This is a genomic window from Streptomyces glaucescens, assembly GCF_002154375.1.
In the GTDB taxonomy this organism is placed as follows: Bacteria; Actinomycetota; Actinomycetes; order Streptomycetales; family Streptomycetaceae; genus Streptomyces; species Streptomyces glaucescens.
Genome location: NZ_MUND01000105.1, coordinates 1 through 25,173, shown reverse-complemented (window position 1 = coordinate 25,173; position 25,173 = coordinate 1). Strand labels below are relative to the sequence as shown.

The 25,173-nt window shown below is 69.5% G+C and carries 23 protein-coding genes, 3 tRNA genes and 1 pseudogene; 5 read left to right on the top strand and 22 right to left on the bottom strand.

The genetic code is table 11. From position 1 onward, the window contains the following. On the bottom strand, positions 1-266 hold a 266-nt coding region (locus tag CCN42_RS44235; protein ID WP_245877190.1), incomplete at its 3' end, for a hypothetical protein. Between the two features lie 85 nt (positions 267-351). Between CCN42_RS44235 and CCN42_RS44230 the strand changes: the two are divergent. Next, positions 352-687 (top strand): annotated as a pseudogene (locus CCN42_RS44230) (M48 family metalloprotease); the annotation flags it as partial. A 55-nt stretch (positions 688-742) separates the two neighbouring features. Continuing rightward, the gene (locus tag CCN42_RS44225) at positions 743-922 is read left to right on the top strand and encodes a hypothetical protein (protein WP_245877189.1); all 180 of its coding nucleotides are present in this window, start codon (positions 743-745) and stop codon (positions 920-922) included. Between the two features lie 33 nt (positions 923-955). Here CCN42_RS44225 and CCN42_RS07775 read toward each other — a convergent pair whose 3' ends face one another. From CCN42_RS07775 to CCN42_RS07710, 13 genes are all read right to left on the bottom strand, one after another. Then, positions 956-1,462: a DUF1707 and DUF4190 domain-containing protein gene (locus CCN42_RS07775; RefSeq protein ID WP_245877188.1), complete on the bottom strand. Its 507-nt coding sequence runs from the start codon at positions 1,460-1,462 to the stop codon at positions 956-958. Between the two features lie 262 nt (positions 1,463-1,724). Beyond that, complete coding sequence (locus tag CCN42_RS07770; protein ID WP_086168627.1) at positions 1,725-5,624, bottom strand: DNA-directed RNA polymerase subunit beta'; 3,900 nt, start codon at positions 5,622-5,624, stop codon at positions 1,725-1,727. Positions 5,625-5,718: 94 nt separating this feature from the next. Next, entirely contained in the window at positions 5,719-9,204 is a 3,486-nt protein-coding gene (rpoB, locus tag CCN42_RS07765; protein WP_086734029.1) for a DNA-directed RNA polymerase subunit beta, read from the bottom strand. A gap of 554 nt (positions 9,205-9,758) precedes the next feature. Then, on the bottom strand, positions 9,759-10,148 hold the full coding sequence (gene rplL, locus CCN42_RS07755; protein WP_086734027.1) for a 50S ribosomal protein L7/L12: 390 nt from the start codon (positions 10,146-10,148) through the stop codon (positions 9,759-9,761). 119 nt (positions 10,149-10,267) lie between these two features. Further along, entirely contained in the window at positions 10,268-10,798 is a 531-nt protein-coding gene (rplJ, locus tag CCN42_RS07750) for a 50S ribosomal protein L10 (protein WP_086734025.1), read from the bottom strand. Between the two features lie 294 nt (positions 10,799-11,092). Further along, entirely contained in the window at positions 11,093-11,926 is an 834-nt protein-coding gene (locus tag CCN42_RS07745; RefSeq protein WP_086734023.1) for an SCO4651 family lipoprotein, read from the bottom strand. Positions 11,927-12,025: 99 nt separating this feature from the next. Continuing rightward, positions 12,026-12,856 (bottom strand): SCO4651 family lipoprotein, encoded by an 831-nt coding sequence (locus CCN42_RS07740; protein ID WP_086734021.1) that lies wholly within the window; start codon positions 12,854-12,856, stop codon positions 12,026-12,028. Positions 12,857-12,984: 128 nt separating this feature from the next. Beyond that, complete coding sequence (rplA, locus tag CCN42_RS07735) at positions 12,985-13,710, bottom strand: 50S ribosomal protein L1 (protein ID WP_086168632.1); 726 nt, start codon at positions 13,708-13,710, stop codon at positions 12,985-12,987. 82 nt (positions 13,711-13,792) lie between these two features. Next, positions 13,793-14,227 (bottom strand): 50S ribosomal protein L11, encoded by a 435-nt coding sequence (rplK, locus tag CCN42_RS07730; protein ID WP_043503290.1) that lies wholly within the window; start codon positions 14,225-14,227, stop codon positions 13,793-13,795. 131 nt (positions 14,228-14,358) lie between these two features. Further along, positions 14,359-14,757 (bottom strand): DUF3592 domain-containing protein, encoded by a 399-nt coding sequence (locus CCN42_RS07725; RefSeq protein ID WP_143661871.1) that lies wholly within the window; start codon positions 14,755-14,757, stop codon positions 14,359-14,361. A gap of 83 nt (positions 14,758-14,840) precedes the next feature. Further along, positions 14,841-15,680, bottom strand: a complete 840-nt coding sequence (gene nusG / locus CCN42_RS07720) for a transcription termination/antitermination protein NusG (protein WP_086168634.1) — start codon at positions 15,678-15,680, stop codon at positions 14,841-14,843. Between the two features lie 77 nt (positions 15,681-15,757). Continuing rightward, positions 15,758-16,045, bottom strand: coding sequence for a preprotein translocase subunit SecE (gene secE / locus CCN42_RS07715; RefSeq protein ID WP_158101678.1), 288 nt, complete (start codon positions 16,043-16,045; stop codon positions 15,758-15,760). 104 nt (positions 16,046-16,149) lie between these two features. Next, a tRNA-Trp gene (locus CCN42_RS07710) sits at positions 16,150-16,222 on the bottom strand. A 280-nt stretch (positions 16,223-16,502) separates the two neighbouring features. Here CCN42_RS07710 and CCN42_RS07705 point away from each other — a divergent pair. Both CCN42_RS07705 and CCN42_RS07700 read left to right on the top strand, forming a co-directional pair. Continuing rightward, positions 16,503-17,729: a pyridoxal phosphate-dependent aminotransferase gene (locus CCN42_RS07705; RefSeq protein WP_086734017.1), complete on the top strand. Its 1,227-nt coding sequence runs from the start codon at positions 16,503-16,505 to the stop codon at positions 17,727-17,729. Positions 17,730-17,849: 120 nt separating this feature from the next. Next, a complete protein-coding gene (locus CCN42_RS07700) occupies positions 17,850-18,887 on the top strand; it encodes an adenosine deaminase (RefSeq protein WP_086734015.1) in 1,038 nt (345 codons plus the stop codon). Positions 18,888-18,903: 16 nt separating this feature from the next. Here the strand turns inward: CCN42_RS07700 and CCN42_RS07695 are convergent, their stop codons facing one another. The 8 genes from CCN42_RS07695 to CCN42_RS07660 all read right to left on the bottom strand — a co-directional run bounded on the left by CCN42_RS07695 (position 18,904) and on the right by CCN42_RS07660 (position 23,781). Beyond that, positions 18,904-19,959 carry a UDP-N-acetylmuramate dehydrogenase gene (locus CCN42_RS07695; protein ID WP_086734013.1) on the bottom strand — a complete coding sequence of 352 codons (1,056 nt, stop codon included), beginning with the start codon at positions 19,957-19,959 and terminating at the stop codon, positions 18,904-18,906. 118 nt (positions 19,960-20,077) lie between these two features. Then, the gene (locus CCN42_RS07690) at positions 20,078-21,520 is read right to left on the bottom strand and encodes an MFS transporter (RefSeq protein WP_086734011.1); all 1,443 of its coding nucleotides are present in this window, start codon (positions 21,518-21,520) and stop codon (positions 20,078-20,080) included. A 98-nt stretch (positions 21,521-21,618) separates the two neighbouring features. Further along, on the bottom strand, positions 21,619-22,185 hold the full coding sequence (locus tag CCN42_RS07685) for a TetR/AcrR family transcriptional regulator (protein WP_086168640.1): 567 nt from the start codon (positions 22,183-22,185) through the stop codon (positions 21,619-21,621). 126 nt (positions 22,186-22,311) lie between these two features. Next, positions 22,312-22,740: a MaoC family dehydratase gene (locus tag CCN42_RS07680; RefSeq protein ID WP_086734030.1), complete on the bottom strand. Its 429-nt coding sequence runs from the start codon at positions 22,738-22,740 to the stop codon at positions 22,312-22,314. A 5-nt stretch (positions 22,741-22,745) separates the two neighbouring features. Next, positions 22,746-23,198, bottom strand: a complete 453-nt coding sequence (locus CCN42_RS07675; RefSeq protein ID WP_086168641.1) for a MaoC family dehydratase N-terminal domain-containing protein — start codon at positions 23,196-23,198, stop codon at positions 22,746-22,748. A gap of 137 nt (positions 23,199-23,335) precedes the next feature. Beyond that, entirely contained in the window at positions 23,336-23,500 is a 165-nt protein-coding gene (rpmG, locus tag CCN42_RS07670) for a 50S ribosomal protein L33 (RefSeq protein ID WP_003948671.1), read from the bottom strand. Positions 23,501-23,589: 89 nt separating this feature from the next. After that, positions 23,590-23,662, bottom strand: a tRNA-Met gene (locus CCN42_RS07665). A gap of 46 nt (positions 23,663-23,708) precedes the next feature. Continuing rightward, positions 23,709-23,781: transfer RNA gene (locus tag CCN42_RS07660), tRNA-Thr, on the bottom strand. A 235-nt stretch (positions 23,782-24,016) separates the two neighbouring features. Between CCN42_RS07660 and CCN42_RS07655 the strand changes: the two genes are divergently transcribed. Continuing rightward, a partial coding sequence (locus CCN42_RS07655; protein ID WP_086734008.1) for an amidohydrolase family protein occupies positions 24,017-25,173 on the top strand: 1,157 nt, incomplete at its 3' end.

The following is a 25,173-nucleotide window of genomic DNA, read 5'->3' as shown; positions in this document are numbered from 1 at the left end:
CGCCGCCGGCTCCCGGCGACCCGGCGCACCCCCACCACATCGCCACCGACCGGGGCCGCGTCCACATCTCCGCCCAGCAGCGCCGTACCGACGCCACCGCCGTCGGCAACCTGCTGCTCTACCTGCCGCACTTCCTGTGCAGCCTCCTGGTCGTCGCCCTCCTCTCGCTGATCTTCGGCGACCTCGGCTTCCTGTTCGTGCTGGCCTGGCTGGCAAGCGGCGCACTCGTCTTCCACCGCCCGGCCGAAAGCGCCCTCGCGCGCCATCTGCTCCGTCTGCGCTACCCCACTCCGCAGGAACGCGCCAGACNNCGCCCGCGCGGGCGTCGAGGGCCGGAACTACGAGCTGTGGGTGGAGGACAGCGACCACCTGAACGCCGTCGCCGCCGCCGGCCACATCGTGGGCGTCACCCGGTTCGCCATGAACGAGCTGCCCAACGGCGAGCTGGCCGCCGTCATGGCGCACGAGCTGGGCCACCACGTGGGCGGTCACGCGTGGTCCTCGCTGCTCGGCTACTGGTACGCACTGCCCGGCCGGATCGCCTGGCGGGTGCTGCGCGCGGTCACCGGGGTGATGTTCCGGATCTCCCGTGCCTTCTCCTGCTTCGGCGTGGTCTTCTTCGGCCTGTTCGTCGGCGGCCTCGCCCTGGCCACCATCAGCAGCCTGTACGGCTTGCCGCTGCTGATCCTGGCCGTGCCGTACGCGCTCGCGGCGGTCGGCCGGCGCGCCGAGCTGCGCGCCGATGCTGGCCGCCGTACTGGAGAAGCTGCACCAGCAGGAGCAGCGGCAGGTCGCGGCCGTCACCGCCGCCCACGGCGGAGTCCCGGTGGCGGAGAGCCCGGTCAGCAGGCTGCTGGCCTCGCACCCGGACTACTACACCCGGCTGCACCACCTCCAGGCGTACCTCCAGCCGCAGCGCTGACACCCCCGGGCATCCCAGCCGCGGTCCGACCGGTCAGCCGGCACCCGCCGACACGGTCAGCAGTACGGCCAGCCCCACCACGAGCGCCCAGCCGGCCACGGACATCCAGCCCAGCACCAGCCCGATCAGCGCGAGCCCGTCCCCGCCCTCGTCCGAGCGCCGTGTCTCGGACCGTGCCGCGTGCCCGAGCACGACCGCCGGTATGCCGGTCAGGCCCATGGTGGGCAGGCAGAGCAGCCCGCACACGGCGGCGGCGACCGCCTTCCCGTTCGTCCGCGGCCGGGGCGCCGCCAGGAACGTCCGCGGCACGGCGGCGCCCGCCGCGGGCTGCGCCACGGGCCCCTGCGGCAGATCGGCGACCAGCAGTGCCAGCTCCCCCACCGTGCGGGCCGTGTAGGCCCGCGCGACCCGCTGCTCGAATTCGGCCTGCTCCATCCGTCCCTCCCCGTACCCGGCTCTGAGCACATCCACGGCGCGCTCGCGGTCGGCGTGCGAGGCGAGCATCGACGGACCGCTGTGCCCGCCCCACGGCTGCGGCATCCCGTTGACCTTCCCCTCACGGGGCGGCCACGGAAGATCTGGCGACGACTGCGACACGGGCACCTCCCGGAGCGCTCGGTGATTCCATCATCCGCCGAACCGGCATCCACGGCATCGGGGTCACACCCGGATAAATCCCTTAGAGGCGACCGTCCGAGATCCCCGGCCCGCCCGCGGGTACGTCACCCCTGAGTACGTCACCCCCGGGTACGCCACAGGGCGGCCACCCGAAGGTGACCGCCCTGTGGTTCAAGCGACTCGCTTACTGGTTGTACGGACCGTAGTCGTAGTCCTCCAGCGGAACGGCCTGGCCGGAGCCGGTGCCGAACGGCGAGTAGTCGATGTCGTCGTAGCCGACGGCCGAGTACATCGCGGCCTTGGCCTCCTCGGTCGGCTCGACCCGGATGTTGCGGTAGCGGGACAGACCCGTACCGGCCGGGATGAGCTTACCGATGATGACGTTCTCCTTGAGGCCGATGAGGCTGTCGGACTTGGCGTTGATCGCCGCGTCCGTCAGGACTCGGGTCGTCTCCTGGAAGGAGGCGGCCGACAGCCAGGATTCCGTCGCCAGCGAGGCCTTGGTGATACCCATGAGCTGCGGACGACCGGAGGCCGGGTGACCGCCCTCCTGGACCACACGACGGTTCTCCTGCTCGAAGCGGGAGCGCTCGACCAGCTCACCGGGCAGCAGCTCGGCGTCGCCGGACTCGATGATCGTCACGCGGCGGAGCATCTGCCGGATGATGATCTCGATGTGCTTGTCGTGGATCGACACACCCTGCGAGTTGTACACCTTCTGGACCTCGCCGACCAGGTGGACCTGGACGGCACGCTGACCCAGGATGCGCAGCACGTCGTGCGGGTTGGTGGCACCCACGGTGAGCTTCTGGCCCACCTCGACGTGCTCGCCCTCGCTGACCATCAGACGGGCGCGCTTGGAGATGGGGTAGGCCATCTCGTCGCTGCCGTCGTCCGGAGTGACGACGATCTTCTTGGTCTTCTCGGTCTCCTCGATCCGCACGCGGCCGGCGGCCTCGGAGATCGGGGCGACACCCTTCGGGGTACGGGCCTCGAAGAGCTCGACGACACGCGGCAGACCCTGGGTGATGTCGTCACCGGCCACACCACCGGTGTGGAAGGTACGCATCGTCAGCTGGGTGCCGGGCTCACCGATGGACTGGGCGGCGATGATGCCGACCGCCTCACCGATGTCGACCAGCTTGCCGGTGGCCAGCGAACGGCCGTAGCACATGGCGCAGGTGCCGACCGCGGACTCACAGGTCAGGACCGAGCGGGTCTTGACCTCGGCGACGCCGTGCGTGATCAGCTCGTCGATGAGCACGTCACCCAGGTCGGTACCGGCCGGGGCCAGCACCTTGCCGTCCACGACGATGTCCTCGGCGAGGCAGCGCGCGTACACGGAGGTCTCGACGTCCTCGGCCTTGACCAGCGAACCGTCGGCGCCGCGCTCGGCGATCGCCAGGCGCAGACCGCGCTCGGTGCCGCAGTCCTCCTCGCGGATGATGACGTCCTGGGAGACGTCGACCAGACGACGGGTGAGGTAACCCGAGTCGGCGGTACGCAGAGCGGTGTCCGCCAGACCCTTACGGGCACCGTGCGTGGAGATGAAGTACTCCAGCACGGACAGACCCTCACGGAACGACGCCTTGATGGGCCGCGGGATGGTCTCGTTCTTGGCGTTCGACACCAGACCGCGCATACCGGCGATCTGACGCATCTGCATCATGTTCCCTCGGGCGCCCGAGCTCACCATCATGAAGATCGGGTTGGTCTTCGGGAAGTTGTCGTTCATCGCCTCGGCGACCTCGTTGGTCGCCTTGGTCCAGATCGCGATGAGCTCCTGCGTGCGCTCGTCCTTGGTGATCAGACCGCGCTCGTACTGCTTCTGGACCTTCTCGTCCTGCGCCTCGTAGCCCTTGACGATCTCCTTCTTCGCCTCGGGAACGACGACGTCGGAGATGGCCACGGTGACACCGGAACGGGTGGCCCAGTAGAAGCCGGACGCCTTCAGGTTGTCGAGCGTCGCCGCCACGATGACCTTCGGGTAGCGCTCGGCCAGGTCGTTGACGATCTGGGAGAGCTGCTTCTTGCCGACCTCGTAGTCGACGAACGGGTAGTCCTCGGGCAGCAGCTCGTTGAAGAGCGCGCGGCCCAGCGTGGTCTTCAGGGTGAAGCTGTCACCCTGCTGCCACTCCGGCTCGCCCTCCTCGCGCACCGGCGGCTCCCAGCCCCGCGGCGGGATGGTGCCCACCGGGAAGCGGATGTCGACCGGCGCCTGGAGCGACAGCTCACCGGCGTCGAAGGCCATGATCGCCTCGGCGACGGACGCGAACGCGCGGCCCTCGCCCTTGATCTCGCGACCCTCGGCGTCGGTGGTGAGGAAGTACAGACCGAGGACCATGTCCTGGGTCGGCATCGTCACCGGACGGCCGTCGGCGGGCTTGAGGATGTTGTTCGAGGACAGCATCAGGATGCGGGCCTCGGCCTGCGCCTCCGCGGACAGCGGCAGGTGCACGGCCATCTGGTCACCGTCGAAGTCCGCGTTGAACGCGGTGCAGACGAGCGGGTGGATCTGGATGGCCTTGCCCTCGACCAGCTGCGGCTCGAAGGCCTGGATGCCGAGGCGGTGCAGGGTGGGCGCACGGTTCAGCAGAACCGGGTGCTCCGCGATGACCTCTTCGAGCACGTCGTACACGACGGTGCGGCCGCGCTCGACCATCCGCTTGGCGCTCTTGATGTTCTGCGCGTGGTTCAGGTCGACCAGGCGCTTCATCACGAACGGCTTGAACAGCTCCAGCGCCATCGCCTTCGGCAGACCGCACTGGTGCAGCTTCAGCTGCGGACCGACGACGATCACGGAACGCGCGGAGTAGTCCACACGCTTGCCGAGCAGGTTCTGACGGAAGCGGCCCTGCTTGCCCTTGAGCATGTCGGACAGCGACTTCAGCGGACGGTTGCCGGGGCCCGTCACCGGGCGGCCACGACGGCCGTTGTCGAAGAGCGCGTCGACGGCCTCCTGGAGCATGCGCTTCTCGTTGTTCACGATGATCTCGGGCGCACCGAGGTCGAGAAGGCGCTTCAGGCGGTTGTTGCGGTTGATGACACGGCGGTACAGGTCGTTCAGGTCGGAGGTCGCGAAGCGGCCACCGTCCAGCTGCACCATCGGACGCAGGTCCGGCGGGATGACCGGCACGCAGTCCAGCACCATGCCCTTGGGGCTGTTGCTGGTCTGCAGGAACGCGGAGACGACCTTCAGGCGCTTGAGCGCACGGGTCTTCTTCTGGCCCTTGCCGGTGCGGATGATCTCGCGGAGCTTCTCGGCCTCCTCCTCGAGGTCGAAGGACTCCAGGCGCTTCTGCAGCGCCGCGGCACCCATCGAACCGTCGAAGTACGTGCCGAAGCGGTCCCGCAGCTCGCGGTAGAGCAGCTCGTCGCCCTCGAGGTCCTGGACCTTGAGGTTCTTGAACCGGTTCCACACCTCGTCGAGGCGGTCGATCTCGCGCTGCGCGCGGTCGCGCAGCTGCTTCATCTCACGCTCGGCACCCTCGCGCACCTTGCGGCGCACGTCGGCCTTGGCGCCCTCGGCCTCCAGCTCGGCCAGGTCGGTCTCGAGCTTCTTGGCGCGGGCCTCGAGGTCGGCGTCGCGGCGCTGTTCGATCTGCTGGCGCTCGACGGAGACGTGGGCCTCCAGCGAGGGCAGGTCGCGGGTGCGGCGCTCCTCGTCGACGTACGTGATCATGTACGCCGCGAAGTAGATGACCTTCTCCAGGTCCTTCGGGGCGAGGTCGAGCAGGTAGCCCAGCCGCGACGGAACGCCCTTGAAGTACCAGATGTGCGTGACGGGGGCGGCCAGCTCGATGTGGCCCATCCGCTCACGGCGCACCTTGGCGCGGGTGACCTCGACGCCACAGCGCTCACAGATGATGCCCTTGAAGCGGACGCGCTTGTACTTGCCGCAGTAGCACTCCCAGTCCCGGGTCGGACCGAAGATCTTCTCGCAGAAGAGTCCGTCCTTTTCGGGCTTGAGGGTGCGGTAGTTGATGGTCTCGGGCTTCTTGACCTCGCCGTGGCTCCACTGACGGATGTCGTCAGCGGTGGCCAGGCCGATCCGGAGCTCATCGAAGAAGTTGACGTCGAGCACTATGCGTCAATCCCTCTCAGGGTTGTAAGTCTTTGGGTCTGAAACGGGGGTCCTGGGGCCGGCGGCCTCCTCGTGGGAGGCCGCCGGACTCCCGTCAGACCTCTTCGACGCTGCTCGGCTCGCGCCGGGACAGGTCGATACCGAGCTCCTCCGCAGCGCGGAAGACGTCCTCGTCGGTGTCGCGCATCTCGATGGACATGCCGTCCGAGGACAGCACCTCCACGTTGAGGCACAGGGACTGCATCTCCTTGATGAGCACCTTGAAGGACTCGGGGATGCCGGGCTCAGGGATGTTCTCGCCCTTGACGATGGCCTCGTAGACCTTCACGCGGCCGGTGACGTCGTCGGACTTGATCGTCAGCAGCTCCTGGAGGGCGTACGCGGCGCCGTAAGCCTCCAGCGCCCACACCTCCATCTCACCGAAGCGCTGGCCACCGAACTGGGCCTTACCACCCAGCGGCTGCTGGGTGATCATCGAGTACGGGCCGGTCGAGCGGGCGTGCAGCTTGTCGTCGACCAGGTGGTGGAGCTTGAGGATGTACATGTAGCCGACCGAGATCGGGTCCGGGAACGGCTCACCGCTACGGCCGTCGAACAGCCGCGCCTTGCCGGACGGGAGCACCATGCGCTCGCCGTCGCGGTTCGGGATGGTGTGCTGCAGCAGACCCGCCAGCTCGTCCTCACGGGCACCGTCGAAGACCGGGGTCGCGACGTTGGTGCCGGGGGCGACCTGGTCGGCGCCGATGGCCTGCAGGCGCTGGGCCCACTCGTCGGCGAGACCGGAGACGTCCCAGCCGCGGCTGGCGAGCCAGCCGAGGTGGATCTCCAGCACCTGTCCCGGGTTCATTCGGGACGGCACACCCAGCGGGTTGAGGATGATGTCGACCGGGGTCCCGTCCTCGAGGAACGGCATGTCCTCGATGGGCAGGATCTTGGAGATGACACCCTTGTTGCCGTGACGGCCGGCGAGCTTGTCACCGTCGGTGATCTTGCGCTTCTGCGCGACGTAGACGCGCACCAGCTGGTTCACACCCGGGGGAAGCTCGTCGCCCTCCTCGCGGTCGAAGACGCGCACGCCGATGACCTTGCCGGTCTCACCGTGCGGCACCTTCAGCGAGGTGTCACGGACCTCACGGGCCTTCTCACCGAAGATCGCGCGCAGCAGGCGCTCCTCCGGCGTCAGCTCGGTCTCACCCTTGGGCGTGACCTTGCCGACGAGGATGTCACCGGCGATGACCTCGGCACCGATACGGATGATGCCGCGCTCGTCGAGGTCGGCGAGGACCTCCTCGGAGACGTTCGGGATGTCCCGGGTGATCTCCTCGGGGCCGAGCTTGGTGTCACGGGCGTCGACCTCGTGCTCCTCGATGTGGATCGAGGAGAGGACGTCGTCCTGCACGAGGCGCTGCGACAGGATGATCGCGTCCTCGTAGTTGTGACCCTCCCACGGCATGAACGCCACGAGCAGGTTCTTGCCGAGGGCCATCTCACCGTTCTCGGTGGCCGGACCGTCGGCGAGCACCTGGCCCTCGACGATGCGGTCGCCCTCGTGGACGATGACCTTCTGGTTGACCGAGGTGCCCTGGTTGGAGCGGGCGAACTTGGCCAGGCGGTACGTGATGTACGTGCCGTCGTCGTTGGCGGTGGTGATGTAGTCCGCGGAGACCTCCTGGACCACACCGGCCTTCTCGGCCTTGACGACGTCGCCGGCGTCGACGGCGGAGCGGTACTCCATGCCGGTGCCGACGAGCGGGGCCTCCGCCTTGATGAGCGGAACGGCCTGGCGCATCATGTTCGCGCCCATGAGGGCACGGTTGGCGTCGTCGTGCTCGAGGAACGGGATCATGGCGGTCGCGACCGACACCATCTGGCGCGGCGAGACGTCCATGTAGTCGACGTCCTCGGGGCTGACGTAGTCGACCTCGCCGCCACGGCGGCGGACCAGGACGCGAGCCTCGGAGAAGCGCATGTCGTCGCCGAGCGTGGCGTTGGCCTGCGCGATGACGAAGCGGTCCTCCTCGTCGGCGGTCAGGTAGTCCACCTCGTCGGTGACCTGGCCGTCGACGACCTTGCGGTACGGGGTCTCGACGAAACCGAAGGCGTTGACGCGGCCGTAGGAGGCGAGCGAGCCGATCAGACCGATGTTCGGGCCTTCGGGGGTCTCGATCGGGCACATACGGCCGTAGTGCGACGGGTGCACGTCGCGGACCTCGAAGCCGGCCCGCTCACGGGACAGACCACCCGGGCCGAGCGCGGACAGACGACGCTTGTGCGTCAGCCCGGACAGCGGGTTGTTCTGGTCCATGAACTGGGACAGCTGGCTGGTGCCGAAGAACTCCTTGATGGAGGCGACGACCGGCCGGATGTTGATCAGGGTCTGCGGCGTGATCGCCTCGACGTCCTGAGTCGTCATGCGCTCGCGGACGACCCGCTCCATACGCGCCAGACCCGTGCGGACCTGGTTCTGGATGAGCTCGCCGACGCTGCGCAGACGACGGTTGCCGAAGTGGTCGATGTCGTCCGTCTCGACGACGACCGTCTCGCCGCTGTCGCCGACCGTCTCGGTCTCGCCGGCGTGCAGCTTCACCAGGTACTTGATCGTCGCGATGATGTCCTCGACGGTCAGGATGCCCGCGTCCAGCGGGGTGTCCGTACCCAGCTTCTTGTTGACCTTGTAGCGGCCGACCTTGGCGAGGTCGTAGCGCTTGGGGTTGAAGTAGAGGTTCTCGAGCAGCGTCTGCGCGGCCTCACGCGTGGGGGGCTCGCCCGGACGCAGCTTGCGGTAGATGTCGAGCAGCGCGTCGTCCTGGCCCTGGGTGTGGTCCTTCTCCAGGGTGGCGCGCATGGACTCGTACTCGCCGAACTCCTCGAGGATCTGCTCGGTCGTCCAGCCGAGCGCCTTCAGGAGGACGGTCACGGACTGCTTGCGCTTGCGGTCGATGCGGACACCGACCATGTCGCGCTTGTCGATCTCCATCTCCAGCCAGGCACCCCGGGACGGGATGATCTTGGCGGAGAAGATGTCCTTGTCGGACGTCTTGTCGATGCTGGAGTCGAAGTAGACACCCGGCGAACGGACCAGCTGCGACACCACGACACGCTCGGTGCCGTTGATGACGAACGTGCCCTTGTTGGTCATGAGCGGGAAGTCGCCCATGAAGACCGTCTGGGACTTGATCTCGCCGGTCTCGTTGTTGGTGAACTCGGCCGTGACGAAGAGCGGGGCGGCGTACGTGAAGTCGCGCTCCTTGCACTCGTCGATCGAGTTCTTCGGCGGCTCGAAGCGGTGGTCGCGGAAGGTCAGCGACATCGACCCGCTGAAGTCCTCGATCGGGGAGATCTCCTCGAAGATCTCCTCCAGACCGGACTTGGTGGGGACGTCCTGACCGTTCTCGAGGGCCTCCTCGACGCGAGCCTTCCACGCGTCATTGCCGAGCAGCCAGTCGAAGCTCTCGGTCTGGAGCGCGAGAAGGTTCGGAACCTCGAGGGGCTCCTTGATCTTTGCAAAGGAGATGCGCAGCGGGGCGGTGCTGGCAGCGTTGTTCGTATTCGCGGTCGAGGCGTTGCGCGAGGCGGCCAAGAGGGGGTCCTTCCGAGGGCTCGGACTCACTACGCGCGTACCGGCCCCTCTTCCAGGCGCGAGACGGAAATCCCCAGGTCAGAGGAGATTGTTCGCCGGGCTTGGTTGAGGGTAGACCCCTGGTGACGGGCAGGGGGCAGCTAACAGGCAGCGCAAAGGGTCAGTGTAGCCACTTGGCACACTGATGTCCAGTCCCGCATTTCGGAGACCCATCTGTTCTCAACGCCTGCGCCATGCCTGCCCTCAACGCACGTTGATACTGCCCTCTTCGTCGTCGATCCATGCCTCGGATTCGGACCGTTGTGACGACGCGTCCTGAGAATTGCGCGCTGCGTGCGGTTCGTCAAGGCCCCCCTGGCCGGAACCAGGCCCTCCGGAGACACGACGAAGATCACCTTACCCCCCGTCACGAGCGGCGCAAGGCAACCGAGCGCGCCCCCCGGGAACGCCGAAGAGCGACCACCCGGATGGATGATCGCTCTTCGGTGCGTTCGCGTTACAGCCTCAGGAGGCCGAGCTCAGCGTCGCGGGAGTGCGGTGCGAACCGCGAGGCCTTACTTGACCTCGACGGAGGCGCCGGCGCCCTTGAGGGCCTCGGCGGCCTTGTCGGCCTGCTCCTTGTTGACCTTCTCGAGGACCGGCTTCGGGGTGCCGTCGACGAGGTCCTTGGCCTCCTTCAGACCCAGGGAGGTCAGCTCGCGCACGACCTTGATGACCTGGATCTTCTTGTCGCCGGCGCCGGTGAGGATGACGTCGAACTCGTCCTTCTCCTCGGCGGCCTCGGCGGCGGCGCCACCAGCGGCACCACCGGCGACGACGACCGGCGCGGCAGCGGCGGCGGTGACGTCGAACTTCTCCTCGAAGGCCTTCACGAACTCAGAGAGCTCGATGAGGGTCATCTCCTCGAACTGGGCAAGCAGCTCGTCCTGGGTGAGCTTCGCCATGATGGCGGTCCTTCCACTCAATCGGCAGGTGCCGGATGTACTGGGTGAGGCGGGCGTACGTTCGGGCCCGCTGCGACCCTCGCCGCGTTCAGGCGGCCAGGATCAGAAAGCGAGCCGAGTTACTCGGCACCGCCCTGCTCGTCCTGCTTGGCACGAAGCGCGTCCACGGTGCGGACGAGCTTCGACGGCAGCGCCTGGAAGACAGAGGCAGCCTGGGACTGCTTGCCCTTCAGCGCACCGGCCAGCTTGGACAGCAGAACCTCGCGGGACTCAAGGTCCGCAAGCTTCTTGATCTCATCGGCGGACAGCGCCTTGCCGTCAAGGACACCGCCCTTGATGACGAGATTCGGGTTCTCCTTGGCGAAGTCACGGAGACCCTTCGCCGACTCCACCGGGTCACCGGTGACGAAGGCGACGGCCGTCGGACCAGCGAAGAGCTGGTCGTCCAGCGTGATCCCGGCCTCGTTGGCCGCAATCTTGGTCAGCGTGTTCTTCACCACGGCGTACTGGGCGTTCTCACCGAGCGAACGACGCAGCGTCTTGAGCTGCGCCACGGTGAGACCGCGGTACTCGGTCAGCACGGCGGCGTTGGAGCTGCGGAACTTGTCCGTCAGTTCGGCAACCGCGGCAGCCTTGTCGGGCCTCGCCATAGAGCCTCGGCCTCCTTCCGGGTGATTCGGACCGCGCGGACCCGAAGGAGGACTGGGGAAAACGAAACGCCCCGGCGCAGGCGCACGGGGCGTAGCTCGACCAGACGGATTCCGTACGGGCGGAACCGAACCGGGAGCACTTCCACAGTCACCTGCGCGGGTCGTCCGCAGTTCAGCGGATCCTTCGGCCACCGAGCCCTCTCACGAGCGCACGGCAACGACCAGCGGTCTTTGGCTTCTGTAGGAGAGTACGTGACCGGGTCGCCGTGGGGCAAATCCGGTCCCCGGACTCGCTCAGGCGCCGCCCTCCTCCATCATCTCCGCGAGGTCGGTGACGTCCCCGGCGGGCGGGGCGGCGATCTCCACCGGCTCGTTGACGTCGAGGAAGGTGATGGTGACGTCGAGCGGGCCGCCGTCGGCGTCGCCGCGCATCCGGAACTGCTTGGTGCGGTCGTCGCCGTCCACCCACATGTCCATGGTGAGCTTGTCGACGCCCATCTTCTCGTACTGGTCGAGGCTCTTCTCGCGCCGCTCCCGGGTGGCCTTGTCCTCGTCCTTCAGCGAGTCGCGGAACTCGTCGAGGGTGACCGTGCCCGAGTAGTGGGTGGTCTCCACACCCTCGACCTTCTCGGTGCCGACCTTCTTCACGTCCTTGGCACCGGTGAGGATGGCGGTCTCCTGCGCCGGGTTCCTGTCCGCCTGGCCGGCGGCGCCGAGCTGGTTCAGCTCCTTGCCGGAACCGAGCGCGGACAGGTCGAACTTCATCCAGCTCTTGCCGTCCATCTCCTTGGCCATCTCGGCGCCGCCGCCGATGTACATCGCCTTGTCGACGAGCCGGAGTTCGATGGTGCCCTGCTCGCTCTGGTCGAGCGCCGTCATCTTCATGCTCATGGCCACGGAGGGCTTCATCCGCAGGGAGGCCTCGGCTTCGATCCGGCCCTGCTGGGGGACCTGGCCCTTCATGCGGTAGCGGAGGGAGGAGATCTCCTCGGTGTTCTTCGCCGCCTTGGCGACGGCCGCCGCCGGCGACATCTCGGGCGACTCTTCGCTGCCACAGCCCACGGCACCGCCGGCGAGCAGCAGAGCGGCGAGTCCGGCAGCGGATATGGACGACTTGACCGACTTCATGGCTTCCCCCCACGGGATACATGGCTGACACACAGAGGCCGCGAGCCTATCCGAGAGCGAGAGGGCGCGGCCTCGCATTTCCCCTCTGCCTCACCGTGCTCAGGCGCCTCCGCCCTCCCCGGCCCCCACGAGGTCCGCGAAGTCCCGCGTGTCCGAGGCCGGGGGCCGCTCGGCGTCGGCCTCGGCGCCGTAGTCGCCGTAGTAGGCGGTCTGGACCAGCTCGCCGGACGCCGTGCGGCCCTTCTCCACCTTCTTGACCAGCAGGTCCCGCTCGTCGATCCAGACGTCGACGGTCTGCCCGGTGACTGCGGTGTCCCCCGCCTCGACCGTGCCCGAGTAGTGCGTGGTCCGCTCGCCGCGCACCCGCTCCGTACCCACCCGGCGCACGTCGCCGGAGGCCAGCAGAAGTCTCAGGGACCGGTCGGGGGTCGAGTTGCGCATCTGGTCCCCGAGCTGTGCCCCGGAGCCGCCCGTGAGGCTGTCGAGGTCGTCGTACGCGTATCTCACCCAGTGTCTGCCGCCCTTCTGCACGGCGAAGGCGTCGCCCATGCGCGCGTAGTAGGCGTCCGGCAGATAGCGGGCCTGCATCGTGGTGCTCCCCAGCCGGCGCAGAGTGCCGGCCATCGTGCCGCCGGTGCAGGTGAGCGTCAGCGTGCCGGTGACTCCGTCGGCCCAGCCGAGCAGGCCCTCGGCGGACAGGGAGATCGCGGAGCCGATGGTCGTGGCCGACTCGACCCGCGCCGAGCCGGCCGCCTCGGTCGCCCGCGCCGCCTCCCGCAACCCGGCCGGCACCCCGGCCGCACCCCCCGTCGCCGCGGGTTCCCCGGGACCGCCGGCCGTCGTGCAGGCGGCCGTCCCCGCCAGCACGGCCAGCACGACGACCAGGAGCGCCACGTGCCGCGGCAGCCCTCGCACACCCGTCCTCGTCATGCGTCCCCCCATGCGCGTCCCGTGCCAGAACGCTAACCCAGGGCACTGACAACGGGCCGGGAACAGGGACGGGCCCCGCACCCTGGAGGGGGTGCGGGGCCCGTGAACCGGTGGGGTGAGCCTCAGGCTCAGACCGCGGCCGGGTCCTCCTCGACGAGGAGGTTGCGGGTGCGGTTCGGGTCGACCGGAATGCCGGGGCCCATCGTGGTGGTGATGGCGGCCTTCTTGATGTAGCGACCCTTGGCGGCGGACGGCTTCAGACGGAGGATCTCCTCCAGGGCCGCGCCGTAGTTCTCCACCAGCTTGGTGTCGTCGAACGACGTCTTGCCGATGATGAAGTGCAGGTTCGAGTGCTTGTCGACGCGGAACTCGATCTTGCCGCCCTTGATCTCGGTGACGGCCTTGGCGGTGTCGGGAGTGACGGTGCCGGTCTTCGGGTTCGGCATCAGACCACGCGGACCGAGCACGCGGCCGAGGCGGCCGACCTTGCCCATGAGGTCCGGGGTGGCGACGACGGCGTCGAAGTCCAGACGGCCCTTCGCGACCTCGTCGATCAGCTCGTCGGCGCCGACGATGTCGGCGCCCGCGGCACGCGCGGCCTCGGCACGGTCACCGGTCGCGAAGACCAGGACCCGGGCGGTCTTACCGGTGCCGTGCGGGAGGTTCACGGTGCCACGGACCATCTGGTCGGCCTTGCGCGGGTCGACACCCAGGCGGAAGGCGACCTCGACGGTGCCGTCGAACTTGGTCGTGGAGGTCTCCTTGGCGAGACGGACGGCCTCGAGGGGAGCGTAGAGCTTCTCCCGGTCGATCTTGGCGTCCGCAGCGCGGAGAGACTTGCTGCGCTTGCTCACTTAAAGCTCCTGTTGCTTCTTAGGAGTCGTGGTCCGGGCCGAGCAGGCCCTTCCACACTTCTGCTGTTCTACGGGGTGAGGGTCAGCCCTCGACCGTGACGCCCATGGAACGGGCGGTGCCGGCGATGATCTTCTCGGCGGCGTCCAGGTCGTTGGCGTTGAGGTCGGGCATCTTCGTGGTGGCGATCTCGCGGACCTGCTCGCGGGTGAGCTTCGCGACCTTGGTCTTGTGCGGCTCGCCGGAGCCCTTCTCCACGCCCGCGGCCTTGAGGATCATCTTGGCGGCCGGAGGGGTCTTGGTGATGAAGGTGAAGGAACGGTCCTCGTAGACCGTGATCTCCACCGGGATGACCCAACCGCGCTGCGACTCGGTCGCGGCGTTGTAGGCCTTGCAGAACTCCATGATGTTCACGCCGTGCTGACCCAGCGCGGGGCCGACCGGCGGGGCCGGGTTCGCGGCACCGGCCTGGATCTGGAGCTTGATGAGCCCCGTGACCTTCTTCTTCTTGGGAGGCATGCTCTCTCCGGGTCCTTACTGAGAGGTTGATTACCAGCTGCCCGGGGGGATCGATGCTGGAGCATGATCCAGACAGATGGCATACCGCACAACGATAGCCCCTGCTCCCTCCGTACCAGAAATCGCCCTGGTCAGGAGGTCTGTGCGGGCCTGGCGCGACGCTCGTTGCGGGCCCTGGACACCGCCCAGGCCGCTGACGCCGCGAGGGTCGCCCCGAGCGGCGTCGCGAGCAGCAGCGCCACACTGCCGCGCCCGGTGTCGTCCGCGAGCACGGCCCGCCCCGGCTCCCCCGGCGGGTGGCGCACGGTCACCGTGTCACCGCTGCCGTGTCCGCCGGCCCGGGTGCCGACCGGGAGGCCGGCCGTCACCCGCTCGCCGGCGACGGAGAACGTCACGGCGCACTCGCCCAGGAGGCAGGAGCCGCCGTGGAAGGTGGCGGAGGACGGCGTACCGCCCCGGGCCTGAACGCGCTGCCAGGCGGCCGGGAGGAACACGGCGTACGTCAGCGCGAGCAGGGCGAGGGCGGCCACGGCCGCGACGGTGGCCGGGCGGACACGCCGAGGGCGCCCCGGCCCGGTGCTCACCGGCGGGGCGCCCTCGGACGTGACCGTGCTCAGTTCTTCTGGATCTGGTCGAAGGAGAGCTCGACCGGCGTCTCGCGGCCGAAGATCTCCACCAGGCCCTTGACCTTCTTCGAGTCCGGGTTGATCTCGTTGATGGTCGCCTGGAGCGTGGCGAACGGGCCGTCGGTGACGGTGACCGAGTCGCCGACCTCGAAGTCCAGCACCTGGACCTCGACCTTGCGCTGCGGCGCCGGCTTGCCCTCGGCCTCGGCGGCCTCGCGGGCGGCCTTCTCCTCGGCCTCCGGGGCGAGCATCTTGACGATCTCGTCCAGGGTCAGCGGGTACGGGTCGTAGGCGTTGCCCACGAAGCCGGTGACGCCGGGCGTGTTGCGGACGACGCCCCAGGACTCGTTGGTCAGGTCCATGCGCACCAGGACGTAGCCGGGGAGCTTGTTCTGCCGGATGGTCTTGCGGTCGCCGTTCTTGATCTGGACGACCTCTTCCTGCGGCACCTCGGCCTGGAAGATGTAGTCCTCGACGTTCAGCGAGACGGCGCGCTGCTCCAGGTTGGTCTTCACGCGGTTCTCGTAACCGGCGTAGGTGTGGATCACGTACCACTCGCCGGGCAGGGTGCGCAGCTCCTGGCGGAGCTTCTCGACCGGGTCCAGCTCGGGCTCCGCCTCGGCCTCCTCGGCCTCTTCGGCGTCCTCCGCGTCCTCGGTCTCGTCCTCGTCGGTCACCTCGAGGGCGGCTTCCTCGGCAGGCTCCTCCGCCTCGGCGTCGGCAGCCTCGACCTCGTCCAGGTCCTCGTCCGCGCCCTCGACGATGTCGAGCTCGTCATCCACGGACGCATCCGGCTCGATGGCGTCGTTCACGTTCGGGTCAGACACGGTGGCTGCTTCTTCCTGGATACATACGGGTGGAACACGCGAAAGGGGCGCCAGTGACGGCGCCCTTCGCTCTTGGCTCAGCCGAAGACGTACTTGGCTGCGTGGTCGAGTCCATAGTCAATCACGGTGACCAGGCCGATCATGATGACGACGAAGACGATCACGACGGCCGTGTACGTCGTCAGCTGGCCGCGCGACGGCCAGACGACCTTGCGGAGTTCCGCGACGATCTGGCGATAGAAGAGTGCGAGCCGCTTCAGCGGGCCCTTCTTCGCGCGCTTGCCGCCCTTGCGGGTCTTCTTCTCGGACTCGGGCGTCTCATCCCGGGCATCAGGCGTGTCGAGGGAGCCCACGGCGTCCGTCATAATCCTCACCTGATCCCGGGTCGTGGCCGTGCCGCGCCCGGTCTGAGCCGCACGGCGGTGCATTGCTGTACGTACCTGCGCACACATCCTGGCGGTGTGTGTAGCAGGGCCGGAGGGACTTGAACCCCCAACCGCCGGTTTTGGAGACCGGTGCTCTACCAATTGAGCTACGACCCTTTGTCTGCCCACCAACGTACCGCATCGGACCGAGTGCTAGGTGTGCACCGGACTGCGCGGCTCGCGAGAGCCAACGAGGTGAGAGTGTACGTGGTCCGGGGCCGGGCGTCGAACAGAAAGGGCCCGCGCGGACGGCGACGGGTCAAGATCGTCGGGAAATCACCGGAAGATCACCCAGGCCACCGGGGGGATCCGCACGCGTGTTCAGAGGTTTGCCCGGTGATGTTCAGTCCGTGAAACCCGTGTGCCGCCCTGGTTTCGGGTCTGGAACGATGGCCCCATGAGCGCTGCAACCCCTCCCACCGAGCGCCGGGTCTCCGCCCGAGTCGGCGCGATCTCCGAGTCCGCCACCCTCGCCGTGGACGCCAAGGCGAAGGCCCTGAAGGCCGCCGGGCGTCCGGTGATCGGCTTCGGCGCCGGTGAGCCGGACTTCCCGACCCCGGACTACATCGTCGAGGCCGCGATCGAGGCCTGCAAGAACCCGAAGTTCCACCGCTACACCCCGGCGGGCGGGCTGCCCGAGCTGAAGGCCGCGATCGCCGAGAAGACGCTGCGGGACTCCGGCTACGAGGTCGACCCGTCGCAGGTCCTCGTCACCAACGGTGGCAAGCAGGCGATCTACGAGGCGTTCGCCGCGATCCTCGACCCGGGTGACGAGGTCATCGTCCCGGCTCCGTACTGGACCACCTACCCGGAGTCGATCCGGCTGGCCGGCGGTGTCCCGGTGGAGGTCGTCGCCGACGAGACGACCGGCTACCGGGTCTCCGTGGAGCAGCTGGAGGCGGCCCGCACGGAGAAGACGAAGGTCGTGCTCTTCGTCTCCCCCTCGAACCCGACCGGCGCGGTCTACAGCGAGGCCGAGGCCGAGGCGATCGGCCGCTGGGCCGTCGAGCACGGTCTGTGGGTGCTGACCGACGAGATCTACGAGCACCTGGTCTACGGCGACGCGAAGTTCACCTCGCTGCCCGCCGTCCTCCCGGAGCTGCGCGACAAGTGCATCGTCGTCAACGGTGTCGCCAAGACGTACGCGATGACCGGCTGGCGGGTCGGGTGGATCATCGGCCCGAAGGACGTCGTCAAGGCCGCGACGAACCTCCAGTCGCACGCCACCTCGAACGTGTCCAACGTTGCGCAGGTCGCCGCGCTCGCCGCGGTCTCGGGCGACCTGGACGCGGTCGCGACGATGCGCGAGGCGTTCGACCGCCGCCGCAAGACGATCGTGCGGATGCTGAACGAGATCGACGGCGTGGTCTGCCCGGAGCCGGAGGGCGCGTTCTACGCCTACCCGTCCGTGAAGGGGCTGCTCGGCAAGGAGATCCGCGGCAAGCGCCCGCAGGACTCGGTCGAGCTGGCCGCGCTGATCCTGGACGAGGCCGAGGTCGCGGTGGTGCCGGGCGAGGCCTTCGGCACGCCGGGCTACCTGCGGCTGTCGTACGCGCTGGGCGACGAGGACCTGGTCGAGGGTGTCTCGCGGATCCAGAAGCTGCTGGCGGAGGCCCGCAACTGACCTCCCGCGGCATCCAGGGGGCCTGCGAGATTCTCGCGGGCCCCCTGTCGTTTGTGCGAGCAAGTCCCCGTTCGGGGAACGGGCTACCGGGACGCCGGTGACGTACGGCAGGATCTGGGAATGGAGCGCGTACGTGATCTCTCTGATCTGCCGAAAGCCCATCTGCACCTGCACTTCACCGGTTCGATGCGGCCGGGCACCCTGCTGGAGCTGGCCGACAAGCACGGCGTACGACTGCCGGATGTGCTGACCGAGGCGCTGGTGAGCGGGGAGCCGCCGAGTCTGCGCGCGACCGACGAACGGGGCTGGTTCCGTTTCCAGCGGCTCTACGACGCGGCCCGCTCGTGCCTGCGCACGCCTGAGGACATCCAGCGGCTGGTCCGGGAGGCCGCCGAGGAGGACGTGAAGGACGGCTCCGGCTGGCTGGAGATCCAGGTCGACCCGACCTCGTACGCCCCGCGGCTCGGCGGGCTGATCCCGGCGCTGGAGGTCATCCTGGACGCGGTGGACACCGCCGCGCGGGAGACGGGCCTGGGCATGCGGGTGCTGGTCGCCGCGAACCGGATGAAGCATCCGCTGGACGCGCGGACGCTGGCCCGGCTGGCGGTGCGGTACGCCGACCGGGGTGTCGTCGGGTTCGGGCTCTCCAACGACGAGCGGCGCGGCATGGCCCGGGACTTCGACCGGGCGTTCGCGATCGCGCGGGAGGGCGGGCTGCTGTCGGCGCCGCACGGGGGCGAGCTGGCCGGGCCGTCGTCGGTGCGGGACTGCCTCGACGATCTGCACGCGAACCGCATCGGTCACGGGGTGCAGGCCGCGCAGGACCCCCGGCTGATGAAGCGGCTCGCGGACCGGCAGGTGACCTGCGAGGTGTGCCCGGCGTCGAACGTGGCGCTCGGTGTCTACGAGAAGCCGGAGGACGTGCCGCTGCGCACGCTGTTCGAGGCGGGCGTGCCAATGGCGCTGGGCGCGGACGACCCGCTGCTCTTCGGCTCCCGGCTGGCGGCCCAGTACGAGATCGCCCGCGAGCACCACGGCTTCAGCGACGCGGAGCTGGCCGAGCTGGCCCGGCAGTCGATCCGGGCGTCGGTGGCCCCGGAAGGGGTGAAGGCGGAGCTGCTGGCGGGCGTGGACAAGTGGCTGCACACGCCCGCGTAGCGGGCCCTCGTTCCGCTCAGAGGCTGACGCCGACCATCACCGGCTCGTTGACCAGCGTGATCCCGAAGGCCTCGCGGACCCCGGCGACCACCTCGCGCGCGAGCGCGAGCAGATCCTCCGTGGTCGCCTCTCCGCGGTTGGTGAGGGCGAGGGTGTGCTTGGTGGAGATGCGGGCGGGTCCGCTGCCGTAGCCCTTGGTGAAGCCCGCCTTGTCGATCAGCCAGGCGGCGGATGTCTTGGTACGGCCCTCCCCCGCCGGGTACGCGGGCGGCTCCACGTCCTCGCTCAGCCGCTCCCGCACGCGCGCGCGGAAGGCTGCGAACTCGGCGTCCGTGAGGATCGGGTTGGTGAAGAAGGAGCCGGCGGACCAGGTGTCGTGGTCCTCGGGGTCGAGGACCATGCCCTTGCCCGCCCGCAGCTTGAGCACCGTCTCGCGGGCGTTTGCGAGGGGCACCCGGTCGCCGGGCCCGACGCCGAGCGCGCGCGCCGTCTCGGCGTACCTGAGCGGCGCGGAGAGCCCGCCCGCGTCCTCAAGGCGGAAGCGGACCCGGAGCACGACATACCGCTCCGGGTGGGCCTTGAAGCGGCTGTGGCGGTAGCTGAAGGCGCACTCCTCGTTCGTCAGCGTCACCGTCTCGCCCGCGCGGCGGTCGTAGGCGATCACCTCGGTGATCGTGGAGGACACCTCCTGGCCGTACGCCCCCACGTTCTGGATCGGCGTGGCACCCGCGGAGCCGGGGATGCCGGCGAGGCATTCGATGCCCGCGAGACCCGCCTCGACGGTGCGGGCGACCGCGTCGGTCCACACCTCGCCAGCGGCCAGCTCCAGGGTGGTGCCGTCGAGGGTGACGCCGCGCGTGGCGATGCGCAGGGCGGTGCCGTCGAAGCCCTTGTCGCCGATGACCAGGTTGGATCCGCCGCCGATCAGCAGCAGCGGGGTGCCGGCGGCGTCGGCCTCGCGGACGGCGTCGATCACCTCGGCGTCGGTCTCCGCGGTGACCAGACGGGTGGCGGGGCCGCCCAGCCGGAAGGTGGTCAGCGGGGCGAGGGGGGCGTCGTGGAGTTCCTGCACGGGCTCAAGACTACGAGACGGCACCGACGGCCCCGCCGCACGTGTCCGGCACCCGCTCGGCACGCGTGCGTACGGCCCCGCCAGTGGACGGGGCCGTACGCGTGCGCGTGCCGGGGGCTCAGCGGGCGGCGGTCTCCAGGACGGGAGCCGGCTCGGGGACCTCGGCGGGCTCGGCCGGGGCGGTCCGGGGGCGGCGCGGGATGGCGAGCGCCGCGACGGCCGCCAGGGCCACCACCGCGGCGCCGACCACCAGCGCGGGCCGCAGTCCGTCGACGAAGGCCTGCGGGGACTCGTAGCCGCCCTGGGCCGTGAAGACGGAGGACATGATCGCGATGCCGAGCGCGCCGCCCACCTCGCGCAGCGCGTTGTTGGCGCCGGAGGCGATGCCCTGCTCCTTGACGGACACGCTGGCCATGACCAGGGCGGAGGCGGGAGCGAAGTACAGGGCCATGCCGATGCCGCCGAGGACCAGTCCGGGCAGCTGGGAGGCGTAGGAGGCGTCGGCGGTGGCCACGGCTGCGAGGTAGCCGAGGCCGGCCGCCTGGAAGAACAGGCCCGCGGCGACGATCGGACGGCCGCCGATCCGGTCGGAGAGGATGCCGGCGATCGGCGCGACGACCATCGGCATGGCGGTCCACGGCAGCATCCGCAGCCCGGCCTCGGTGGGCGAGTAGCCGAGCACGCCCTGCATGTACTGGCTGAGCAGGAAGATCGAGCCGAACATGCCCAGGAACATCAGCAGGCCGGCCGCGTTGATGCCGGCGAAGGCACGGGAGCGGAACAGCCGCATCGGCAGCATGGGGTTGCGGGCGCGGATGCCGTGCGCGACGAACGCGGCGAGCAGGACGGTGCCCGCGGTCAGGGCGATCAGCACGGGCGCGCCGGTCCAGCCGTCGACCGGGCCGCGCACCAGCCCGTACACGATGCCGAAGAGTCCGCCGCTGGCCAGCACGGTGCCGGGGATGTCGAGCGGGGTGCCGGCGCCGTAGGACTCCTTGAGGCGCAGGCGGGCCAGCGGGATCAGGGCGATGCCGAGCGGCACGTTCAGCCAGAAGATCCACTGCCAGGAGATGTGCTCGGTGAGCGTGCCGCCGATCAGCGGCCCGGAGGCGACCGCGAGCCCGTTGACGGCGCCCCAGATGCCGTATGCCATCCCGCGCTTCTCGGCCGGGACGGCGGCCGTGAGCAGGGTCAGCGTCAGCGGCATCATGACGGCCGCTCCGACGCCCTGCACCGCGCGGGCGGCGATCAGGGAGTCGATGCCGGGCGCCAGCGCGGCGGCGGCGGACGCGGCGGTGAAGACGACGAGACCGGCGACGAAGAGGCGGCGGCGGCCGAAGCGGTCGCCGAGCGCCGCGCCGGACATCAGGAGCACGGCGAAGGTGAGCGTGTAGGCGCTGACCGTCCACTCCAGGTCGTGCAGCGCGCCGCCCAGGTCCTCGCGGATCGAGGGCAGGGCGGTGGTCACGACGAGATTGTCGAGGGCTGCCATGAATCCGGCGACGCCGGTGATCAGGAGGGCCCAGAGGACTCCTCCGCGTGATGCGGTCTGCTGTGACATCGCTCCCCCAGAGCGTGAGCATGTGCTGCGACGGTAGTTAGTTATTGATGACTAACTTCTGCGGCCATGAAGGGACGCCGCAGAAGCGGGCGAAGCCTTCAGCCGGAAGCCCCCTGGACCCGTGCGGAGACGTACAGCCCGTTCCACACCCGGTGATCGGGCGGGAAGCCCATCGCCGCGAGGGCGTTGATGAGCATCCCGTACGCCAGGAAGGTGGTGGTCTCCCCGACGTCCGCCCCCAGGGGCAGGTGCACGGTGTCCCACAGCTCCATCCAGCCGCGGCGGACCATCTCCCCGAACTCGTGGTCCCCGGCCGCCTCGGCGGAGGACACCGCAAGGTAGGTCTGCAACTGCATCTGCAGCCGTTCCGGCTCCTCGGCGATCAGCCGGGTGTACGCGGCGGCCATGGCGTGCAGGGCCTCCTCGCCCTTCAGGTCGCCCGCGGCCTCCTCGAACAGCCGGCGCGTGTCCTCGAGGCAGCGCTGGGCCGCGGCGAGGAAGATCGCCTTCTTGCCGGGGAAGAGCCGGAAGAGGTACGGCTGCGAGACGCCCACCCGCCTGGCGATCGCGTCGGTGGAGGTGCCGTGATAGCCGCTCTGCGCGAACTCGGCCATCGCCGCGCGGATGACGCTCTCGCGTCGCTCTTCTGCACTCATCCTGGCCATACGACGAAGTTAGTGGCCAATCACTAACTCCGTCAAGGGGCGGCATCCAGGGGTGCGAGAAGCGCGGCACGGGCGAGGGGCGCCCGCAGACGTCGAGCGCCCCTTGCCCACAGGACCGTGCGGCGGTCAGGCCAGCCGTACCACCGCGCGCGACATGCCGAGCACCTTCTGCCCGGCGCTGGTCGCGGTGAGGTCCACGCGGACGGTGTTGTCGTCCAGCTTGGCGGCGACCTTGCCGCTGACCTCGATGGCCGCGCCCTGGTCGTCGTTCGGGACGACGACGGGCTTGGTGAACCGGACGCCGTACTCGACGACCGCGCCCGGGTCGCCGACCCAGTCGGTGACCACGCGGATCGCCTCGGCCATGGTGAACATGCCGTGCGCGATGACGTCCGGCAGTCCGACCTCCTTGGCGAACTTCTCGTTCCAGTGGATCGGGTTGAAGTCGCCGGAGGCACCCGCGTACTGCACGAGTGTGGCGCGAGTCACGGGGAAGGTCTGCGCGGGCAGTTCGGTGCCGACCTCGACGTCGGTGTACGCGATCTGGGCGGTCATCTTGCTCACGCCTCCTCGGCCGCGCGGGCCACGAGCTTGGTCCAGGCGGTCACGACGTGCTCCCCGGCCTCGTCGTGGACCTCACCGCGGACGTCCAGGATGTCGTTGCCCGCCATCGACTTGATCGCCTCGATGGTGGAGGTGACCGTCAGCCGGTCGCCGGCGCGCACGGGGCGCTTGTAGGCGAACTTCTGGTCGCCGTGCACCACGCGGCTGTAGTCCAGGCCCAGCTGCGGGTCGGCGACGACCTGGCGCGCGGCCTGGAACGTGATGGCGAACACAAAGGTCGGCGGGGCGATCACATCGGGGTGGCCGAGCGCCTTGGCGGCCTCCGGATCCGTGTAGGCCGGGTTGGCGTCTCCCACCGCCTCCGCGAACTCCCGGATCTTCTCCCGGCCCACCTCGTAGGGCTCGGTGGGCGGGTAGGTCCGCCCCACGAAGGACTGGTCGAGCGCCATGGCTCGGCACCTCCTGGTGTCTGCTGTGGTTGACCGGTGAACGACGGCCCTCTACAGGTGTGCGTCTCGAGTGACCGAGAAAACGCCGCGAGGCCGCCCCCCAGGACTGCGGGGGCGGCCTCGCGAACGAGCCTTTTTTATCGCGTTTCGCGGTGCGCGGTGTGCGCGTTGCAACGCGGGCAGTGCTTCTTCATCTCAAGACGGTCCGGGTTGTTACGCCGGTTCTTCTTGGTGATGTAGTTCCGCTCCTTGCACTCCACGCAGGCCAGCGTGATCTTCGGGCGGACGTCGGTGGCAGCCACGTGAGTGCTCCTTGACGAACGGATGGGACAATCTAACGCATAGAAGAGTAGCCGACCGAAGGACCGACCCCGCAATCGGCTACTGTCAGTAGCGGTGACCGGACTTGAACCGGTGACACAGCGATTATGAGCCGCTTGCTCTACCGACTGAGCTACACCGCTGCGATGCGATCGGGCCCCGCCTCGCGGCGGGAACCTCTCACACCAGAGCCCCAAAACGGAATCGAACCGTTGACCTTCTCCTTACCATGGAGACGCTCTGCCGACTGAGCTATTGGGGCGAGCGATGAAGACATTACACGGTTGCCCGCCGTTCGCCCAAATCCGTTTCCCGGCCCCCGCACGGGACCTTCCGGCGGGCCTCCCGGCAGCCCCCCGCGACCCTCTGGTCCGCGGGACCACGCCGGTACGACTATTGCGCTCCTCCCCGCCCGCGCAGGGCCGCCGTCCTACGCTCGACTCACTCTCCGTGATCATGTGCCGCCCCGGGCACAGCCCCCGACCCACTGGAACGCGATGCCCGACAGCCAGCCGCAACCGCCCCCCTCGTCGCCGTCCCCCTCCGGTTCCCCGGGACAGCCCGACGGGGCCCTGCTGCTGTGCGGGGCGCGGCTGACGGACGGCCGCACGGTGGACGTACGGCTGAGCGGCGGGCGGATCGAGGCGGTCGGCACGGCCGGCAGCCTGGGCGGCATCCGCGCGCGTGGCGCGCGGGTGGACCTGGCCGGCTATCTGCTGCTGCCCGCCCCCGTGGAGCCGCACGCCCACGCGGACACGGCGCTGTCCGCCGACACCGGCGGGCCGGTCTCCCCCGACCCCCTGGACGTCCGGCGCCGGGCCACGGAGGCCGCCCTGCTGCAGCTCGGCCACGGGGCGACCGCGCTGCGGGCACACGTGCGCGTGGGGGACGTCCAGGGGCTGGGTGCCCTGGGCGCGGTGCTCACGGCGGGTCGGTCGCTGCGCGGGCTCGCCGAGCTGACGACGGTGGCGATGCCGCGGGTGCTGACCGGGGTGGCCGGGGCGGACGGGCTCGCCGTGCTGCGGGACGCGGTGAAGATGGGAGCCTGCGTGGTCGGCGGGTGTCCCGACGCGGACCCCGACCCCACCGGCTACGTGGAGGCCGTCCTGGAGGTCGCCTCCGAGCACGGCTGCCCGGTCGACCTGCACACCGACGCCACCGATCCGGCGCGGCTGGCCCGGCTCGCCGCCATGGCGGGCGGCCTGCGTCCCGGTGTGACGGTCGGGCCGTGCGCCGGGCTCTCGCGCCTTCCCGCCGACATGGCCTCCCGGACCGCGGACCAGCTCGCGGCGGCCGGGGTGACGGTGGTGTGTCTGCCCCAGGGCGGCTGCGGGGGCACGGACCACCGCGGCACGGCGCCCGTGCGACTCCTGCGCGCCGCCGGCGTCCGGGTCGCGGCGGGGAGCGGCGCCCTGCGGGACGTGTCCAACCCCGTCGGCCGCGGCGACCCCCTGGAGGCGGCCTACCTCCTGGCCTCCCGCGACGGCCTGTCACCCGAGGAGGCCTACGACACCGTCAGCGCATCCGCGCGCGCGGCGCTGGGCCTGCCCGAGGTCCGCGTGGAGGCCGGTTTCCCCGCGGAACTGCTGGCCGTACGCGGGGACCGGCTGGCCGGCGCGCTCTCCCTGGGCTACAGCCGGATCGTGGTGCACCA

Bases quoted from the DNA above. Each gene is read 5' to 3' on its own strand.
- CCN42_RS07680 (WP_086734030.1), bottom strand. From the start codon at position 22,740: ATGACCGCCCAGATCGCGTACACCGACGTCGAGGTCGGCACCGAACTG.
- CCN42_RS07685 (WP_086168640.1), bottom strand. From the start codon at position 22,185: ATGGCCAGGATGAGTGCAGAAGAGCGACGCGAGAGCGTCATCCGCGCG.
- secE (WP_158101678.1), bottom strand. From the start codon at position 16,045: ATGACGGACGCCGTGGGCTCCCTCGACACGCCTGATGCCCGGGATGAG.
- CCN42_RS07700 (WP_086734015.1), top strand. From the start codon at position 17,850: ATGGAGCGCGTACGTGATCTCTCTGATCTGCCGAAAGCCCATCTGCAC.
- CCN42_RS44225 (WP_245877189.1), top strand. From the start codon at position 743: ATGCTGGCCGCCGTACTGGAGAAGCTGCACCAGCAGGAGCAGCGGCAG.
- CCN42_RS07675 (WP_086168641.1), bottom strand. From the start codon at position 23,198: ATGGCGCTCGACCAGTCCTTCGTGGGGCGGACCTACCCGCCCACCGAG.
- rplJ (WP_086734025.1), bottom strand. From the start codon at position 10,798: ATGGCGAGGCCCGACAAGGCTGCCGCGGTTGCCGAACTGACGGACAAG.
- rplK (WP_043503290.1), bottom strand. From the start codon at position 14,227: ATGCCTCCCAAGAAGAAGAAGGTCACGGGGCTCATCAAGCTCCAGATC.
- CCN42_RS07740 (WP_086734021.1), bottom strand. From the start codon at position 12,856: ATGACGAGGACGGGTGTGCGAGGGCTGCCGCGGCACGTGGCGCTCCTG.
- rplL (WP_086734027.1), bottom strand. From the start codon at position 10,148: ATGGCGAAGCTCACCCAGGACGAGCTGCTTGCCCAGTTCGAGGAGATG.
- CCN42_RS07775 (WP_245877188.1), bottom strand. From the start codon at position 1,462: ATGCCGCAGCCGTGGGGCGGGCACAGCGGTCCGTCGATGCTCGCCTCG.
- CCN42_RS07745 (WP_086734023.1), bottom strand. From the start codon at position 11,926: ATGAAGTCGGTCAAGTCGTCCATATCCGCTGCCGGACTCGCCGCTCTG.
- CCN42_RS07690 (WP_086734011.1), bottom strand. From the start codon at position 21,520: ATGTCACAGCAGACCGCATCACGCGGAGGAGTCCTCTGGGCCCTCCTG.
- CCN42_RS07705 (WP_086734017.1), top strand. From the start codon at position 16,503: ATGAGCGCTGCAACCCCTCCCACCGAGCGCCGGGTCTCCGCCCGAGTC.